Origin of the sequence: Leifsonia sp. Root227, from assembly GCF_001428745.1 — a bacterium.
GTDB lineage: Bacteria > Actinomycetota > Actinomycetes > Actinomycetales > Microbacteriaceae > Leifsonia.
Genome location: NZ_LMIO01000003.1, coordinates 306,792 through 322,102, shown reverse-complemented (window position 1 = coordinate 322,102; position 15,311 = coordinate 306,792). Strand labels below are relative to the sequence as shown.

18 protein-coding genes are annotated in these 15,311 nt (G+C 70.3%); 7 read left to right on the top strand and 11 right to left on the bottom strand.

Annotated elements, in window-relative coordinates:
• The first annotated feature begins 14 nt into the window (after positions 1-14).
• The 4 genes from ASE16_RS11600 (at position 15) to ASE16_RS11585 (ending at position 2,552) form a co-directional block, all read left to right on the top strand.
• On the top strand, positions 15-644 hold the full coding sequence (locus tag ASE16_RS11600) for a hypothetical protein (protein ID WP_055895053.1): 630 nt from the start codon (positions 15-17) through the stop codon (positions 642-644).
• Between the two features lie 20 nt (positions 645-664).
• Entirely contained in the window at positions 665-934 is a 270-nt protein-coding gene (locus tag ASE16_RS11595) for a hypothetical protein (protein ID WP_055895052.1), read from the top strand.
• A gap of 212 nt (positions 935-1,146) precedes the next feature.
• Entirely contained in the window at positions 1,147-1,737 is a 591-nt protein-coding gene (sigK, locus tag ASE16_RS11590; RefSeq protein WP_157480346.1) for an ECF RNA polymerase sigma factor SigK, read from the top strand.
• Positions 1,737-2,552 (top strand): anti-sigma factor, encoded by an 816-nt coding sequence (locus ASE16_RS11585; RefSeq protein ID WP_055895048.1) that lies wholly within the window; start codon positions 1,737-1,739, stop codon positions 2,550-2,552. The genes sigK and ASE16_RS11585 overlap by 1 nt, the downstream gene beginning before the upstream one ends.
• On the opposite strand, the gene ASE16_RS11580 is transcribed toward ASE16_RS11585, so the two are convergent.
• The 9 genes from ASE16_RS11580 to ASE16_RS11545 form a co-directional block, all read right to left on the bottom strand.
• Positions 2,542-3,141, bottom strand: coding sequence for a hypothetical protein (locus tag ASE16_RS11580; protein ID WP_055895044.1), 600 nt, complete (start codon positions 3,139-3,141; stop codon positions 2,542-2,544). The two genes, ASE16_RS11585 and ASE16_RS11580, sit on opposite strands and share 11 nt — an antisense overlap.
• Before the next feature lie 62 nt (positions 3,142-3,203).
• Positions 3,204-4,469, bottom strand: a complete 1,266-nt coding sequence (locus ASE16_RS11575; RefSeq protein ID WP_055895041.1) for a chloride channel protein — start codon at positions 4,467-4,469, stop codon at positions 3,204-3,206.
• 17 nt (positions 4,470-4,486) lie between these two features.
• Positions 4,487-5,191, bottom strand: coding sequence for a glycosyltransferase (locus tag ASE16_RS11570; protein ID WP_055895039.1), 705 nt, complete (start codon positions 5,189-5,191; stop codon positions 4,487-4,489).
• The gene (locus tag ASE16_RS11565; RefSeq protein WP_055895037.1) at positions 5,188-6,459 is read right to left on the bottom strand and encodes a bifunctional PIG-L family deacetylase/class I SAM-dependent methyltransferase; all 1,272 of its coding nucleotides are present in this window, start codon (positions 6,457-6,459) and stop codon (positions 5,188-5,190) included. Before ASE16_RS11565 ends, ASE16_RS11570 begins: the two co-directional genes overlap by 4 nt.
• Positions 6,453-7,454, bottom strand: a complete 1,002-nt coding sequence (locus ASE16_RS11560) for an acyl-CoA dehydrogenase family protein (RefSeq protein WP_055895035.1) — start codon at positions 7,452-7,454, stop codon at positions 6,453-6,455. The genes ASE16_RS11565 and ASE16_RS11560 overlap by 7 nt, the downstream gene beginning before the upstream one ends.
• The gene (locus tag ASE16_RS11555) at positions 7,451-8,029 is read right to left on the bottom strand and encodes a Dps family protein (RefSeq protein WP_055896403.1); all 579 of its coding nucleotides are present in this window, start codon (positions 8,027-8,029) and stop codon (positions 7,451-7,453) included. The genes ASE16_RS11560 and ASE16_RS11555 overlap by 4 nt, the downstream gene beginning before the upstream one ends.
• Before the next feature lie 121 nt (positions 8,030-8,150).
• Positions 8,151-8,321: a DUF3263 domain-containing protein gene (locus ASE16_RS19770; RefSeq protein ID WP_157480342.1), complete on the bottom strand. Its 171-nt coding sequence runs from the start codon at positions 8,319-8,321 to the stop codon at positions 8,151-8,153.
• Positions 8,322-8,362: 41 nt separating this feature from the next.
• Complete coding sequence (locus ASE16_RS11550; RefSeq protein ID WP_055895033.1) at positions 8,363-8,965, bottom strand: DUF4232 domain-containing protein; 603 nt, start codon at positions 8,963-8,965, stop codon at positions 8,363-8,365.
• A gap of 15 nt (positions 8,966-8,980) precedes the next feature.
• Entirely contained in the window at positions 8,981-10,849 is a 1,869-nt protein-coding gene (locus ASE16_RS11545) for a cytochrome c biogenesis protein DipZ (protein ID WP_055895032.1), read from the bottom strand.
• 137 nt (positions 10,850-10,986) lie between these two features.
• On the opposite strand from ASE16_RS11545, the gene ASE16_RS11540 reads away from it, so the two are divergent.
• The 3 genes from ASE16_RS11540 (at position 10,987) to ASE16_RS11530 (ending at position 13,186) form a co-directional block, all read left to right on the top strand.
• Positions 10,987-11,649, top strand: a complete 663-nt coding sequence (locus ASE16_RS11540; protein WP_055895030.1) for a fasciclin domain-containing protein — start codon at positions 10,987-10,989, stop codon at positions 11,647-11,649.
• A gap of 111 nt (positions 11,650-11,760) precedes the next feature.
• The gene (locus ASE16_RS11535; protein WP_055895028.1) at positions 11,761-12,855 is read left to right on the top strand and encodes a calcium:proton antiporter; all 1,095 of its coding nucleotides are present in this window, start codon (positions 11,761-11,763) and stop codon (positions 12,853-12,855) included.
• 118 nt (positions 12,856-12,973) lie between these two features.
• Positions 12,974-13,186 (top strand): hypothetical protein, encoded by a 213-nt coding sequence (locus ASE16_RS11530; protein WP_157480340.1) that lies wholly within the window; start codon positions 12,974-12,976, stop codon positions 13,184-13,186.
• 319 nt (positions 13,187-13,505) lie between these two features.
• Here the strand turns inward: ASE16_RS11530 and ASE16_RS11525 are convergent, their stop codons facing one another.
• Positions 13,506-14,291: an ABC transporter ATP-binding protein gene (locus ASE16_RS11525; protein WP_082581401.1), complete on the bottom strand. Its 786-nt coding sequence runs from the start codon at positions 14,289-14,291 to the stop codon at positions 13,506-13,508.
• Entirely contained in the window at positions 14,278-15,309 is a 1,032-nt protein-coding gene (locus ASE16_RS11520) for an ABC transporter ATP-binding protein (protein WP_082581469.1), read from the bottom strand. The genes ASE16_RS11525 and ASE16_RS11520 overlap by 14 nt, the downstream gene beginning before the upstream one ends.
• Positions 15,310-15,311: the final 2 nt, after the last annotated feature.

Here is a 15,311-nt window from a genome sequence, read left to right as displayed (position 1 = left end):
CGGAGAATGGGTGCATGACCGAGCGTTTCCACAAGCCGACCACGTTTCCGAGCGGGATGTTCGAGGCGTTCATGGGCGGGGAGGACCCTGCCCAGATCAGCAGGGTCGCGCACGAGACGGCGAACGCCCTGCTGGCCAGAGTGCGCTCCGATCCCGATCCTGAGGTGGTGGACCGACTGGTCGCGTTCACCGATGCGCACGGCATCGACGCGGTCGCCGAGCTGTGGTCGCGGTCGAGCGCGAAGAGCCTGCCTGGCGCGCTGTGGCGGATCTACCTGCTGCGGCTGCTGATCCGGCAGGATGCGGCTGGTACCGCCCTGCTGTATCAGCGCGGCACAGAGGTGGTCCCGTCCATCGACCCCGTCGTCGCCGGTGCTCCGTCGCCGGCTGGGCCGGCGGAGGTCACCGAGTTGGCCGACGCGATCCTGCGCGGGGTGTTCGAGGGCGACTTCGCGGTCGCTCTCGATCGGGCGGCGGCGTTCTGCCGGGTCACGGCGGCAGGGTGCGTGTCGGTCGCCGACGACCAGGAGACGACGAACGCCGAACGCGCCAGCGAGCTGACGACGCGCGCCCTCCGCTTCTCGCGCACCGCAGAGGAGCTGACGTCGTGCGCCAAGCTCTGGCGGAGCGAGTCGCTCGAATAGTCCGCGGTACTCTCAGCCCTATGGACGACGGCAACCCCAAGCAAGCCTGGTGGATCATCGGACGGTCGGTGACCGCAGCGGTGCTGATCACCGTGTTCTTCGCCGCATCGTTGGCGCTGGCGATCACCCGGCTGTTGCGCACCGACCTTCACGACGCCAGCCCCGTGCTGACGTGGGGCGGAACTGGGTTGTCGATCGTGGGCGTCGGCCTGGGGATCGCCAGCATCGTGTACCACCTGCGCAGAGACCGCCGCCGCACCACCGAGCGCGACCGCGGCGACCGGGATTAGTCAACCCCGCCCCGCGCATCCGGCGTTCTCGGCCCGCGAACGCCACGCCGCGTCACCCGGCCTCAGCCTCGGGTAAACTTCTTCAGCCGGGCCGCAGTAACCCCGGGCTCCAAAATTAGCCGCTCCGAGCGGCCTCGCGCCGAGAGGCGTTCTGCGGCCCGGTTTTTCGCGCCCTGCGGAGGTGCTGGAAGCGGATGCGGCCTCGACCTGCAATGCTTGCAGTGCACCGAGAGACAGGAGACGACGTGGACGACGAGGTGACCGTCTCCTTCGACGACCTCCTGTCCCGCACGGCCACCGGTGACCAGGCCGCGTTCTCCGTCCTCTACGACCACATCGCATCCCGGGTTCTCGGACTGGTCAGGCGCGTGCTCGTCGACCCCGCCCAGTCGGAGGAGGTCACCCAGGAGGTCTTCCTCGAGGTGTGGCAATCCGCTTCCCGCTTCGATCCGAATAAGGGTCGAGCGTTGACGTGGATCATGACGATGGCCCACCGGCGCGCGATCGACCGTGTCCGTGCCGCGCAGGCGTCGCGGGACCGGGATGTCGCCGTCGGGATCCGTGATCTGCCGACGGCGTTCGACGAGGTGTCGGAGACGGTGGAGGTGCGCGTGGAGCACGAAAGGGTGGAGGTGGCGATGGCGAAGCTGTCCGAAACCCAGCGCGAAGCCGTCACGCTCGCCTACTACGGCGGCCTCAGTCAGAGCGAGGTCGCTGCCACGCTCGGCATCCCGCTCGGCACAGCGAAAACTCGGCTGCGCGATGCGATGATACGGCTACGAAACGAACTGGGGGTGACCTGATGACCGACGAACCACGCCGCTCCTCGGAGCGCCTCGGCTACGAACTGGGTGCAGACACCCCGGACGAGGCCCGCCAGTTCGAGGCCGTCGCCGCGGAGCTCGGCCTCGCCGCAGAACCCGTCGCCCCGCCGCCGTCGTTGAAGGCCGACCTGTTCGCCAAGCTCGCCTCCACGCCGCAATTGCCTGCGCTGGATGCGGCTGCCCCCGGCAGCGCGCCCGCCCCAGTGGATGCGCCTGCTCCGGTCGGCACGCCCACCCCGGCGGACGCGCGCCCCGCGGAAGCGTCTCACGCCCAGGAGATCCCCGCGCAGTCCCCTGCAGAGACTCCAGCGGAGACCAAAGCGCGCACCCGCTGGTTCACCCGCCCCATGACCATCGCGGCGGCGGCAGCGGCAGCCGTCGTGCTCTTCCTCGGCGGCACCTTCCTCGGCAGCTCCCTGGCCGGCAACAACTCGTTCCAGCAGCAGCAGGCGTCCTCTCTCGCACAGATCAACGCGGCACCGGATGCGCAGCGCGCCACCGCAGAGATCTCCGGCGGAGGAACGGCCACCCTCGTCTGGTCGGGCGACCTCGGCAAGTCGGCGCTCGTCGCGACCGACCTCCCCGCCCTCCCGAACGACAAGACGTACGAGCTCTGGTACATCCGCGGCGGCGAGGCGACGCCCGCCGGAACGATGACGGCCGCCGACTCCGGGTCCACCTGGCGCGTGCTCACCGGCACGATGAAGGCGGGCGACACCGTCGGCGTCACCGTGGAACCGCGCGGCGGCTCCGACCAGCCGACCACGCAGCCGATCGTCGCCATCAACTCCTGACACGAGGAGCGGGCGAACCCGCCACTGTTCCTCCGGCCGAGGCGCACACGGCGCCGGCGGGTATGAGGATGACATCGACACGGATCGTGGCGTTATCGCCGTCGGGGACGAACTCGAACTCGAGTGTGCCGTGCTTCTGCGCCGAGCCTTCGAAGATCGCGGACTGGCCGTCCCCGCCCGCCATCGTCCCGCTGAAGGTAAGACCCTCGACCGGATGCCGGGTGAGCCACGCGGACGCCGCGACGACGTTGGAGCTGTCCGTCGACCACCACTTCGTCGCCTGGACCAGCCAATCGCATCCCGCTGACGTGGCCGGCTGCTCCGGTCCCGACGGAGGCGCAGAAGCGAGAATCCGCACGCCTGGCGGGGGTGCGGCGGCCGCGATCCACTCTCGCGCGAGGGCGATGGCGTCAGGATCTGTCGGGGGCGTGGCCGTGGCGACTCCGCCTGGGCCAGGGACCATCGTCGGATCCGGCGACGGCGGCGAGGCCTGAACGCTCGACTGGCCTCCCGATGGGGTGCCGGTGGGCGATTGACGGCAGGCACTGAGCACCAGCGTCACCGAGACGGCAACGACGATCAGTGCCACGATTCGTACTCTCATCGGCCGGGAGCAGTGCGGAACCGCGTCGAGCATGTCGGAGCTACCGGTCATGCGACGCCCGTCACCCGCCCTCGCTCGAAGAGGTAGCCGACCGCAACCGCCCCTGCGACGCACAGCATCACCGGTGCGAACATGTCCGGGCCCTGGTTGGTGAACTCCATCACGAGGAGGAGGGCCGTCAGCGGGGCGCGCATGGAGACCGCGAGGAACGCGGCCGCGCCGATCAGGGCGAAGACCGCGACGGGGGCGCCCGGCCAGACGAGGTTCCAGGCGGCGCCGATGGTGAGGCCGAAGCCTGCGCCGACCGCCAGGGCGGGGGTCAGGGTGCCTCCAGCGGCGCCGGAGCCGATCGTGCCGGCAGTCGCGAAGACCTTGAGGAGGGTCAGCACCAGGATCAGCAGCACAGGCAGGGAAGCTGTCAGCGCCAGCTGGCCGAGGGAGCGGCCGTTGCCGAGGATGGCGGGGAACCACAGCGAGACCACGCCCACGGCGGTGAACACCAGGGGCATCACGATCAGGATGCCCCACGACTTCGGGCGGATGCCCTGCGCGAACTGCATCAGCCGCACGAAACCGATCGCCGCGAAACCGATCACCGGGCCCGCGAGGATCGCCCAGACGACGATGGACGGCGACAGCGCGAACTGCTCGATCGGGTAGAGCGGGTTGGCGGGGACGACCAGGCGGGCGACCAGCGTCGCGATGGCCGAGGAGGCCAGCGCGGGCAGCACGGTGGCGAAGCTGATCTCCGCCAGCAGGATCTCCACGGCGAACACCGCTCCGCCAAACGGCACGTTGTAGACGGCGGCCAGTCCGGCGCCTGCGCCGCAGGCCACCAGGATGCGGCGCTCGCGGGCGTTCACGCCCGCCCTGTCTGTCAGCCAGTCGGCGACCAGCGCGCCCAGCTCACGCGGGGCGACCTCGCGGCCGATGGATGCGCCGAGCCCGACGATCACGACCTGCAAGCCGGCGTTGGCGATGGTGACGAACCACGGCATCCTGCGGCCGTTGACGGCCGACTCGACCGAGACGATCGCGTGCTTCGGGCGGAGCCTGCCCCAGCGGCGCAGCGCCCACCAGCCGACGCCGCCGATCACACCGGCGACGGCGAGCGCCACCACTCTGCTCACGGGAGGCGCATCCAGCAGCCCCTCGATGAAGGTGCCCTCCGAGTAACCGAACGCCAGGTGCTGGATGGAGTGCAGTGCCAGATAGACGAGGCCGCCGCCGATCCCCGACCCGATGCCGACGAGGGCGGTCACGACCACCAGTCGGAGGATCCACTTCGGGGTGCTGGGCAGGGCGATGGGCACGCTCCAACGGTACTGGGTCAGCCGGCCTCGTCGATCAGCGCGCGCAGATATCCCGCGTACCCGCCGTCCACGCGGCCGATCAGTCTGGCCGAGGTGGTCACCGGGTGCTGCTCGGTCTCCGCGATGCGCGCATCCCGAGCCCGAAGGCGTTCGACGAGCGCGACGTCCTCGTCCATCGCCACGGGCGCGAAACCGCCGACGGCCAGGTAGAGATCGGCGCGCAGGCCGAGGTTCGCGCCGTGCACGTGGCCGAGCGTGGCGCCAGGGTGGTGCTTGGAGAGCCAGGCGTGCCTGCGCAGCGGGTCCAGGTCGTCCAGCGGAGGGACGACGGCGCCGACGAACGCGTCGGCGCCTGCATCCGCGTGCGCGAGCTGCTGGGCGAGCCATTCCTCAGGGACGGAGCCGTCCGCGTCTGTGGTGGCGATCCACACCGACGCCGGGTCCGTTCCGGCGAGGCTCAGACCGACGGCGGCACCGAGGGCACGGCTGCGTCCGACGCTCGCCACGTCCGTCTCGACGACGGTCACCTGCGGGAAGGCCGCGGCGACCTGCGCTGAACCGTCGGTGCAGGCGTCCAGGACGAGCACGATCACCGGGGCGCGCATCCCGTGTCGGCGGAGCGCGTCACCGGAGCGGACGATCGACGCCAGGCAGGATGCGAGCGTCTCCTCCTCGTTCCTGGCGGGGACGACGACGACCACGCGCTCGATGCCGCCGGTCACGAGAACACCTCCAGCAGGAACTCCGCGTCGCGGTGCACGACGGAGGCGGTGAGCCCTGATGCGCTCCGGAACGTGTCGTGGGCCTGCTCGCCGCTCTGGGCGAAGTCGTCTGCGGCGCCGAGCCAGTGGCAGAGCAGCACGTCGCCGCCCGGGGTGAGGGAGCCGATGCAGCGCTGGATGAGCGAGCGCCACTCGTCGTCGGCGAGGTAGTAGGCGAGTTCGGAGACGACGATCAGGTCGAAGGCGCCGGACGGCCAGGTGCCTGGCACCCGCATCCTGGTCACCGTGACACCCGCACGGTCGGCGAGGCGCGAGCGAGCCGTGTCGACGGCGGCGGCAGAGCCGTCGATGGCCAGGACCGTGTCCGCCCGCTCGGACAGCTCGGCCGTCAGCTCGCCGACCGATGCGCCCAGCTCCAGGATGCTCCCATAGCGCTCCCTGGGCAGGCTCGCGACCGTCAGCGCACGCTTCCGCCGCTCGTACCAGCGCGAGCGCACGGCCCACGGATCGTCGCTGCCGCGGTGCAGAGCCTCGAAGTGCTCGGCGAGCCGGTCGGAGGCGCGGAGTTCTGGCCGGATGAGCACCTCGCGGCCGTCGCGGGCGCGGTCGAGGAACTCCGGGGTGAGGACGCCGTCCGGATTGTCCTCGGACCAGTGCTGCGATCCGAAGGCGTCGAGCGCTGCGCCCTTGCGCGCGCGGTGCACGCCGGCCATCGGAAGGTCGATGGTGCGCTCCCATGGGACGTCGGCCGGTTCTCCCCACTGCCACAGCCACACCGGGTAGAAGAACACGGTGTCGCCGGTCGCGGTCGCGGCATCCGCTACTTCTCTGCCGAGCGTCCGGTGGTCGCCGTGCCGGTCGCCCGGCCACGGTGCCAGCACCCAGCGAGGGCCGGTGGATGCGCCGAGCACCGCGTCGACCTCGGCGCGCAGCCGCTCGGCGTGGTGCTTGAGTTCGCCGTCCGGCAGGCCGAGGAACTGCGGGCTCGCGGCCACCCCGAGTCGCGTGAGGGCGTCGCGGAGCTCGTCGGCCCTGCCCTGGTCGTCGCCGGTCGCCACGATGAGGCGGACGGGGAGCCCCCTGTCCGCGGCGAGAGCCAGGAGGCCGCCGAGCGCGATGGTCTCGTCGTCCGGATGCGCGGAGAACACGACCAGCTCATCGAGGCCGTCGAGGTCGCGCTGGCCCAGCGATTCGACGGCCTGCCAAGCGCCCCGCGCCTCCCACTCCGCCGCGGTCGTGACCGTGCGGAGGGCGTCGAACGCTACCATCGCACTCCCCCGTCCGGCAGGTGCCCGACGAGTGAGACGTCGTCTGCGCCGCGGTGGTACTGCGACACGTAGAGGTCGAGGTCGGCGTAGCGACGGGCGAGCGACTCGTCGAAGGCGAGCGCGGAGGGCCCGAGTACGTCGCGCACGCCGGCGAGCGTCTCGTCGACGGCGTCGGCGACCGTGCCACGGACGGCGTGTGCGAGGACGGCGGCCTCGTCGGTGCTCGGCGCCTGTTCGTCGATGACGGCGGCAGCAGTGTCCAGGTGTGCGCGGGCGGCAGCGAGCATCCGGTGCACTCGCCCCGCACGGGATGCGGTCAGCTGGTTCGCGCCCTGACGCTTGGCCTTCGCGAGGACGGCGTCCACCAGCGGCAGACAGCCGCCCCACCAGGATGCGGCCACGCCGACCGCTCCCCAGCGGAAGCCTGGGCGATCCAGATACCAGCCTGGACCGCCGACCGGGCGGGCGGGGACGCTCACGAATTCGAGTGGCCCGCTCTCGACCTCGGCGAGGCCGCGCGCCACCCAGGCGGACTCCTTCGCGGTGACGCCCGGCTGCCGCAGGGAGACGCGGAACATGCGCCGCTCTCCGTCCCCGGTCGTCGCGGTCACCAGTGCGTCCGTGAGGCTGGCGCCGAGCGAGCACCACGGTTTCACTCCGTCGAGCACCCAGCCATCACCGTCGTTGGTCGCCCGCAGCACCGCGCCGGGCGCCTCCGCCGCGAAAACGCCCCACGTCGTCCCCACGGCGGCCGGTTCCTCCCCCGCCTCGTGCAGAATGGCCAGCGCGTCGAGGTGCGGTTCGAGGACCCGCGCCGCCGTCACGTCGGCCGCGGCGACGCGCGCCAGGAAGGCGAACCGCTCGGCTGTTCCACCCTCGCCGGGGAACGGCGCTAGGTCGTCACCCCGCACGCCGGCGAGCGCATCCAGCAGCGGACCCACCCGGCCGCCGCAGGCCGCGGCGGCGTCGAGATAGTCCTGGTGCGCCGGTCTCACTTGGTGGCGGGGGTGCGGTTCTCGGCGCTCACCATCCAGGCGTACTGCTCCAGCGATGCGATGATCGCGTGCAGCAGGTCGGCCGAGGTCGGGTCTTCGTCGTCCACCTCATCGTGCACCTCGCGCATGGTCGCGACGGTCGCCTCCAGGCGTTCGGTGATCAGGTCGACCGTCTCCGCCGTGTCGACCTCGCCGTTCGGGAACTCCGGCAGGCTGGTCGACTTCGCGACGACCGAGCTGCGGCCGTCCGGGGTGGCGTGCAGGGCGCGCAGGCGCTCGGCGACCTCGTCGCTGAACTCGCGGACGGCCTCGATGATCTCGTCGAGCTGCAGGTGCAGGTCGCGGAAGTTCTTGCCGACCACGTTCCAGTGCGCCTGCTTGCCCTGCAGGTGCAGCTCGATGAGGTCGACGTGCACGCGCTGCAGGTCGGCGACGAGCTCCGGCGACGCGACGAAGCCGTGCTCCGCGTGCTCCCTGCGCGTGGCGTGGGCTCCAGCGCGGGCGCCTCCGGAGGTCTTCGCCGCAGCGCTCGTCGTGGTCTTCTTCGCAGTGGTCGTGGTCGCGGTCGTTGCCATGAGCATCCCGTTCTCTCGTGTCCGTTGGTGGAACACGAACGGTAGACGCGCCTGGCGCATCCGGTAACCGGGTTGACGGGACGTGGATGCTCTGCTCAGTGTTCGCTCCGGGCGCGGGCGCTCAGGCGGCGTCGCGGTGCTCGGCGCGCACCAGCTCGGCGACGATGGCGCGATACTGCTCAGGGTCCAGGCCGAAGGTGCGGCGGATCGCCTCGTCTTTGGCGGCGCGATCCGCCGCCTCCGGGTGCTCGGCTTCGAACAGCAGCAGGAGTCTCTCGCGCGGCGTCGGCATGTCCCCAGTGTTCAGGGGACCACCGACATCGCGGCCAGGGGTCAGCCCTGGACGAGCGCCCCGACGGTCAGCAGCGAGATCGAGTCGGACGTGCACGCCGTCACATCGGCGTCCTTCACGAACAGCGACTCCTTCGATCCTGGCGGGTAGACCCGGAAACCGTCGGCCGGCTTCGGCTGGCAGTCGGACGTAGAGTAGTTGAGCGCCTGCGCGATCTTCAGCGGCGCCGTCGCCGTTCCGCCCGGCGCCAGGTTCACCGTGGGATGCGGCGTCGACCTGTCGAACTCGGCCGCCTTGCCGAGCTGTGTGCCGTTTCCGTCACCCACGAACGACACCCCTGGCCAGCCCTGGAGCGCGCAGGCCGTCGTGCCGTTGTTCGTCAGCACCAGTGTCACCTCGACGCTTCCGGCCGCTCCCCCGCCGCCCGTGCCGATCGTGCCCGTCAGGTTGGCGGTGTCGCACTGCCCGTCCACGGGGACGGCCGTGGTGGTCCCTGTCGGCCGCGGCGTCGACGACGACGTGGATGACGACGAGACCGGGCTCGAGCTCGGCGACCCGCTCGGCGTGGAGGCCGAGCATGCGGTCAGCGCGAGCGCGAACCCGACGGTGATCAGGGAGGCTGAGACGATCCTCAAAGAAGTCATGCCCCTATCTGACCATCAACCGAAGGTGAACGAGTATGCCGAAACACCTTTCGGGATGGTCACGATCACATTTCCGGTCTTCGCCGACGCCGATTTCAGCAGTTCGTACGAGTCCGGCGTGCCCGTCACATCGATGGTCTTGGTCACGCCGTCCGCGGTGTAGCTCACCGTTCCGCTGCCGGAGAGGACCATGCGCACCTCCGCGGCTTTGTAGTTCAGCCGGATGCGCGCATCCTGCGCTGTCGGCTCGACGAACTGGGTGTTCAGGGTCCAGGCGCCGTCGAGGGCGAACGAGTTGGCCGGCTGCTTCGCCGGGAAGACGAACGTCGGGGTGGAGGCCGAGTACTTCTCCGAGCCGCCGAAGTTCACGACCTTCGTGGTGCCGAGGTAGGTCTCGCGCGTCGTGCTGCCGGCAGTCGGGGTGGTGTCCTTGACCTCTGTGGCGGCTGGGAGGCTCACGCCGGGCTTCGCATCCTGCAGCAACTGGCGGATGAGCTTCTCCGTGGAGGCGTAGTTGCCCTCGCCGAACTGCACGTTGCGCACGACGCCCTTCGCGTCGATCAGGTAGTGCGCCGGCCAGTAGCGGTTGCGGTAGTTGGTCCAGGTGCTCAGCGTGTTGTCGATCGCCACCGGGTATGTGATGCCGAAGCCCTTCGCCCCCGCCTCGACGTTGGCCGGGACCTTCTCGAACGCGTACTCCGGCGAGTGGACGCCGATCACGTCGAGTCCGGCTGCCCTGTACGCCTTGTCCCACGCCACGACGTGCGGGATGCTGCGCTGACAGTTGATGCAGGAGTACGCCCAGAAGTCGACCAGCACCACTTTGCCCTTCAGCTGATCGAGCGCGATCGGCTTGTCGCCTGGAGTGTTGAACCACTGCTGGATGCCCGTGATGTCCGGCACCGTGCCGCAGCTCTGCAGCTGGTCGGCGTTGTTCGTGCACTTGGACAGATTCTTGTTCTGCGCGTTGACGATGCCGCCCAGGTTCAGCGCATCCGACACCTGGCTGGAGTTGGAGAACTGGTCCTGCAGCGCGCTGGTGTAGTCGGGGATGAGCCGCTGCAACGCCTGCGGCAGGTTGAACAGCAGACCGACGGCGAGCGCCAGCATCAGGACGCCGCCGGTGAGGCGGATGCCCTTCTGGTGCTTGCGGAACGACTTCACCCGCTCGGCCACACGCCGGCCTGCCAGGGCGAAGATCAACAGCGGGATGGCAGCGCCGATGGCGAAGGTGACGGTGAGCACGATCGTCTCCGGGCCGATCCTGCCTGTCGAGCCCGCGACGGTGATCGCGGCCAGCACGGGTCCGGCGCACGGCACGTAGACCGCGCCGAGCGCGATGCCGAGCACGAAGCCGCCGCGTTCCGTCCCGACGTTGCGCTGCGGGATCCAGGAGAACGGCTTCTCCAAGTACTCCTCGAACTTCGGCACGATCAGGCCGACGCCGATCAGCACCAGCACGACGATGCCCGCGTAGCGCAGCACGTCCTGCGGCAGGTGCAGCAGCGCCAGGATGAGCGAACCGGCGAGCGTGAACACGCTGAAGCTCACGACGAGGCCGAGGATGACCTGGTACGGGCGCCAGCGGGACACGGTCGGCTCCGGGGGCGCCTGCTTCTCGGTCTCCGTGCGGGTCGCGGTGGCGACGGCGGTGCCGTCTGCGGTGGCGGCTGCGGTCGCGCTAGCCGCTGTGCCCGCAGCGTCCTTTCCCGCCGCATCCCTGGCCGCCGCATCCCGTGCGTCGTCCTTCTTCTGCTGTTTCGCCGTCCGCGCGCTCTGCGCCCCACCGGAGAAGAAGATGACCGGCAGGACCGGCAGGATGCACGGCGATATGCCGGTGATGAGGCCGCCGAGGAAGCCGATGATCGCAAGGGTGAGGTACATGCCAGGCGTTCGGAACGGAACGCCTCACGGATTGATCCGAACATTCTGCAATCCGTTTCCCACCCCGTCCCGAATGCCCTTCTGAAGCCGCTCCTGCGGCCGAGTAAGAAAGCACCGCACACAAAGGAGTAGTTCCCATGCGAGTTCAGAAGCGCCATGTCATCGCCGCCCTCGGACTCGCCGCAGTGGCCGCCCTCGGTCTCTCGGCGTGTTCCTCCGGAAGCTCAGGCTCCGGCTCATCCAGTTCATCGTCGTCGATGGCGTCGAGCTCCCCCAGCGCATCGGCCATGGACCCGGCGGCCGACCTCGTCGGCAGTGGATGCGCGGCATACGCCAAGGCCGTCCCGTCCGGTGCAGGCTCTGTCACCGGCATGGCTCAGGACCCAGTGGCCGTCGCAGCGAGCAACAACCCGCTGCTGACCACCCTCGTCGCCTCGGTCTCCGGCAAGCTCAACCCCGATGTGAACCTGGTCGACACGCTCAACGGCAGCGAGTTCACCGTCTTCGCACCCGTCGACGACGCGTTCAAGAAGATCGACGCCGCCACCATCGACACCCTGAAGACCCCCGCGGGCGCCGACACGCTCAAGAAGATCCTCACCTACCACGTGGTGCCGGGCCAGATCGCCCCTGACGCGATCGACGGCACCCACAAGACCGTCGAAGGCGGCGACGTCACCGTCACCGGCAGCGGCGACAACATCATGGTGAACGGCGCCAAGGTGATCTGCGGTGGCGTGCACACCGCCAATGCCACGGTGTACCTCATCGACACCGTGCTGATGCCGCCGGCCAACTGATCCCCTCCGTCACCGGCTGCATCGGAGAGCGGCCCACCGGTTCGTCCGGTGGGCCGCTTTTTTCGTCGCGCGCGTCGGCCGCGCGGACCGCCTGCTGCCATGATGGGAGGCATGAAGGGCATCACCACGTGGATCACCCGGTTCTGGCCGGTCGTCGTACCGATCCTCGGGGTGTTCCTGCTCATCGCCTGCTGGAACGCCGAACTCGGGCCGTTCCTCGTCGCCCTGGTCGCCATCGTCCTGGCCGGTACGGTGCTGGCCGCCGTGCAGCACGCCGAGGTGGTCGCGCACAAGGTCGGAGAGCCGTTCGGCTCCCTCGTGCTCGCTGTCGCGGTGACGGTGATCGAGGTGGCGCTGATCGTGACGCTGATGACCAGCGGCAAGGACGCATCCACGCTCGCCAGGGACACCGTGTTCTCGGCCGTGATGATCACCATGAACGGCATCGTCGGCCTGTCGCTGCTGCTGAGTTCGTCCCGGAGCACGAGCAGCAAGTTCAACGCACAGGGCAGCGGAGCCGCGCTCGCGACGGTTGCTGCGATGGCGACCCTGACGATGGTGCTGCCGACCTTCACCGAGACGCCCGGCCCGCAGTTCTCGCCGAGCCAGCTCGTATTCGCCGCCGTCGCATCCGTCGCCCTGTACGCGATGTTCGTCTTCACGCAGACGATCGCCCACCGCGACTACTTCCTGCCTGTCACGTCGAAGGGCAAGCCGCTCGATGAGGACAGCCACGCGGACAGGCCGTCGACCAGGACGGCGCTCATCAGCCTCGGGCTGCTGCTCGTCGCGCTGGTCGCGGTGGTCGGCCTGGCCAAGCTGGAGTCGCCGTCGATCGAGCGCGGGGTCGCGGCGATCGGGTTCCCCCAGTCGTTCGTCGGCGTGGTCATCGCCCTGCTGGTGCTGCTGCCGGAGGGCATCGCCGCCGCGAAGGCCGCCGTGCGCAACCGGATGCAGACCAGCCTGAACCTGGCACTCGGCTCCGCCATCGCCAGCATCGGGCTGACCATCCCGTCGATCGCCATCGCATCCATCTGGCTGACCGGGCCGCTGCACCTGGGGCTCGGGGCGAGCCAGATCGTGCTGCTCGCGCTCACGGTGGGGGTGAGCATCCTGACGCTGATGCCAGGGCGGGCCGTGCGGCTGCAGGGCGGCATCCACCTGGTGCTGTTCGCGGCGTTCGTGTTCCTGTCGATCGCGCCCTGACGGGTTCGGGCTTCGAGTGAGATCGCTCGGGAGGCTGGCGCAGCATCGTGCGCGGGAGCAAGCTGGGTCGTGAGGCCGACGCTTGCTGCGCGGCCGCAACCGAGACGAGGTGGATGCGATGACCGCTGAACGCGAACCGATCGAGTACCCGGACGAGGCAGGCTACCCGGACGGCACCGGCTTCCTGGATGAAGGGACGGCGGCCACGGATGCGGCGGACGCCCCGGACGCGGGCGCCGACCAGGACGCCGCTCCCTCCGTGGACGGCATCGCCGCCTTCGCCGACACGGACGAGGAGGACGCGGAGCCCGCGGACGGCCCCGACGTGTGACCGTGCGTCCTCCCCGCACCCGCCCGCGCCCTGACGTCCCGCGCTCCCCACGGGCCATTCCACCTCCCAGCGATCTCCGTTCGGACGGAGAACCGGCAGCGTGCGCTCGGCTTCTCCGTCTGAACGGAGGCCTGCGCGGCGTGGCGAGGACGAAGTCCTGCTGAACGATCCGCCGAAGGCGGCTCCGTTCGGACGGAGTCATGTGCGCCACGCCGCGCGCACTCTCCGTTCGGACGGAGAAGCCTCGGCGGTCACGCCGAAACTCCGTTCGGACGGAGAAGCCGCGCTGGCGGAGTGGCCGTGCGGGGAGCGCGGGACGTCAGGGAGCGGGCGACGGATCGGGAGCCGCGTGGCGGCCCCGTGCGCGCGGCGGCGGCAGGGTGCGGCCGTCGTGGAGTTCGATGACGCGATCGGCGCGCGCCATCAGGAGCGGGTCGTGCGTCGTGACGACGGCGGCCACGCCGCTGCTGTGGACGAGGTCGACCAGGAGGTCCATCATCGCGGCGCCTGTGACGCTGTCGAGCTGGCCGGTCGGCTCGTCCGCGAACAGGATGCGCGGGCGTGCCGCGAGAGCCCTGGCGATGCCGACGCGCTGCTGCTGGCCTCCGGACAGCTCGGTGGGGCGCTGCCTGGCGTGCCCCGCGAGTCCGACCAGGTCCAGGAGCTCGGCGACGCGCGCATCCCTCTCGGCGGGCGGCGTGCCGAGCAGGCGCAGCGGCACCTCGACGTTCTCGGCGGCGGAGAGCACGGGCACCAGCCCGAACGCCTGGAACACGAAGCCGATGCTGGAGCGCCGCAGCTCGACGAGTTCGGCCTCCGTGGCCTCGGTCAGCTCGGTGTCGTCCAGCTGAACGCGGCCCTCCGTCGGCTTGTCGAGGCCGCCGAGGATGTTGAGCAGGGTCGTCTTGCCGGAGCCGGAGCGGCCGCGGATCACCAGCAGCTCGCCAGGATGCACGTCCAGCGACACCGCGTCGAGCGCGGACACAGAGCCTGCCTCCGTCTCGAAGACCCGGCTCACGCCCTCCGCGCGCAGGATCGGCTCCTGCGCGCGCCAGGGGGTCTCGCCCGGGGCAGTCGGCGTCGTCTCTTCGTCAGCGAGCGTCATCCTGCTCTCCTTCCGTGACCTGCTGGGCTCCGGGGTCCTGCGCAGCGCCCGCCTCGCGGTCGTCGTCGTGCGGCCAGACGCCGACGTGGTCGCTCTCCAGCGCGAGCCGCACCCGGTCGCGCATCCGGAGGCTGGTGAGGTATTCGGGCGGGAGCTGCAGCCTGCCCACCCTGTCGAGCACGGCGAACTCCTCAGCGACCATGTGCTCGTCCCCGCTCGCGTTGACCCCGGTGCGGCGCAGCACCTCGGTGGAGGTCCGCCCATCCCGGATCTGCACGGTCCGGGCGACATGCTCCGAAACGGCGGGGTCGTGGGTGACGATGAGGGTGGTGACCCCGAGCTCTCTGTTGACACCGCGCATCGCTTCGAGCACTTCGGCGGAGGTCGCCTCGTCGAGTTCTCCCGTCGGCTCGTCGGCGAGGAGCACGCGCGGGTCGTTGGCGAGACCGACGGCGATGGCCACCCGCTGCTGCTCGCCGCCCGACATCTCGGTCGGCCGTCTGTCCGCGCAGTGGGACACCTCCAGCAGGTCGAGCAGCTCCTGCGAGCGCTCCCTGCGGCCGGGGGTCTTGGCCAGCGACATCGTGAGCGCGATGTTCTCGCGGGCCGTCAGATAGGGCAGGAGGTTGCGCGACGTCTGCTGCCAGACGAAGCCGACTGTGCGTCTGCGATAGTCGACGCGCTGGGCGGACGTGAGCGTGAGCAGGTCCCGCCCGGCGACGGATGCGCTGCCCGCCGTCGGCTTGTCGAGCCCGGAGAGGATGCCGAGCAGGGTCGACTTGCCCGATCCGGATGCCCCGACGATGGCGACGAGCTCTCCGCTGCCGACCCGCAGGTTGAGACCCTGGAGCGCCTGGACCTCGACGCCGTCGGCGGTGAAGATGCGGACCAGGTCGAAGCAGGCGATGCTCGCGTCCGCGCGCGCATCCGCGGTCGCTGTCGTCGGCCGCGCTTCGGTCGGCTGCGCTGCCGTTGTCTGCGCTGTGGTGGTCTGCGCTGTCGTGGTCTGCGCTGTCATGT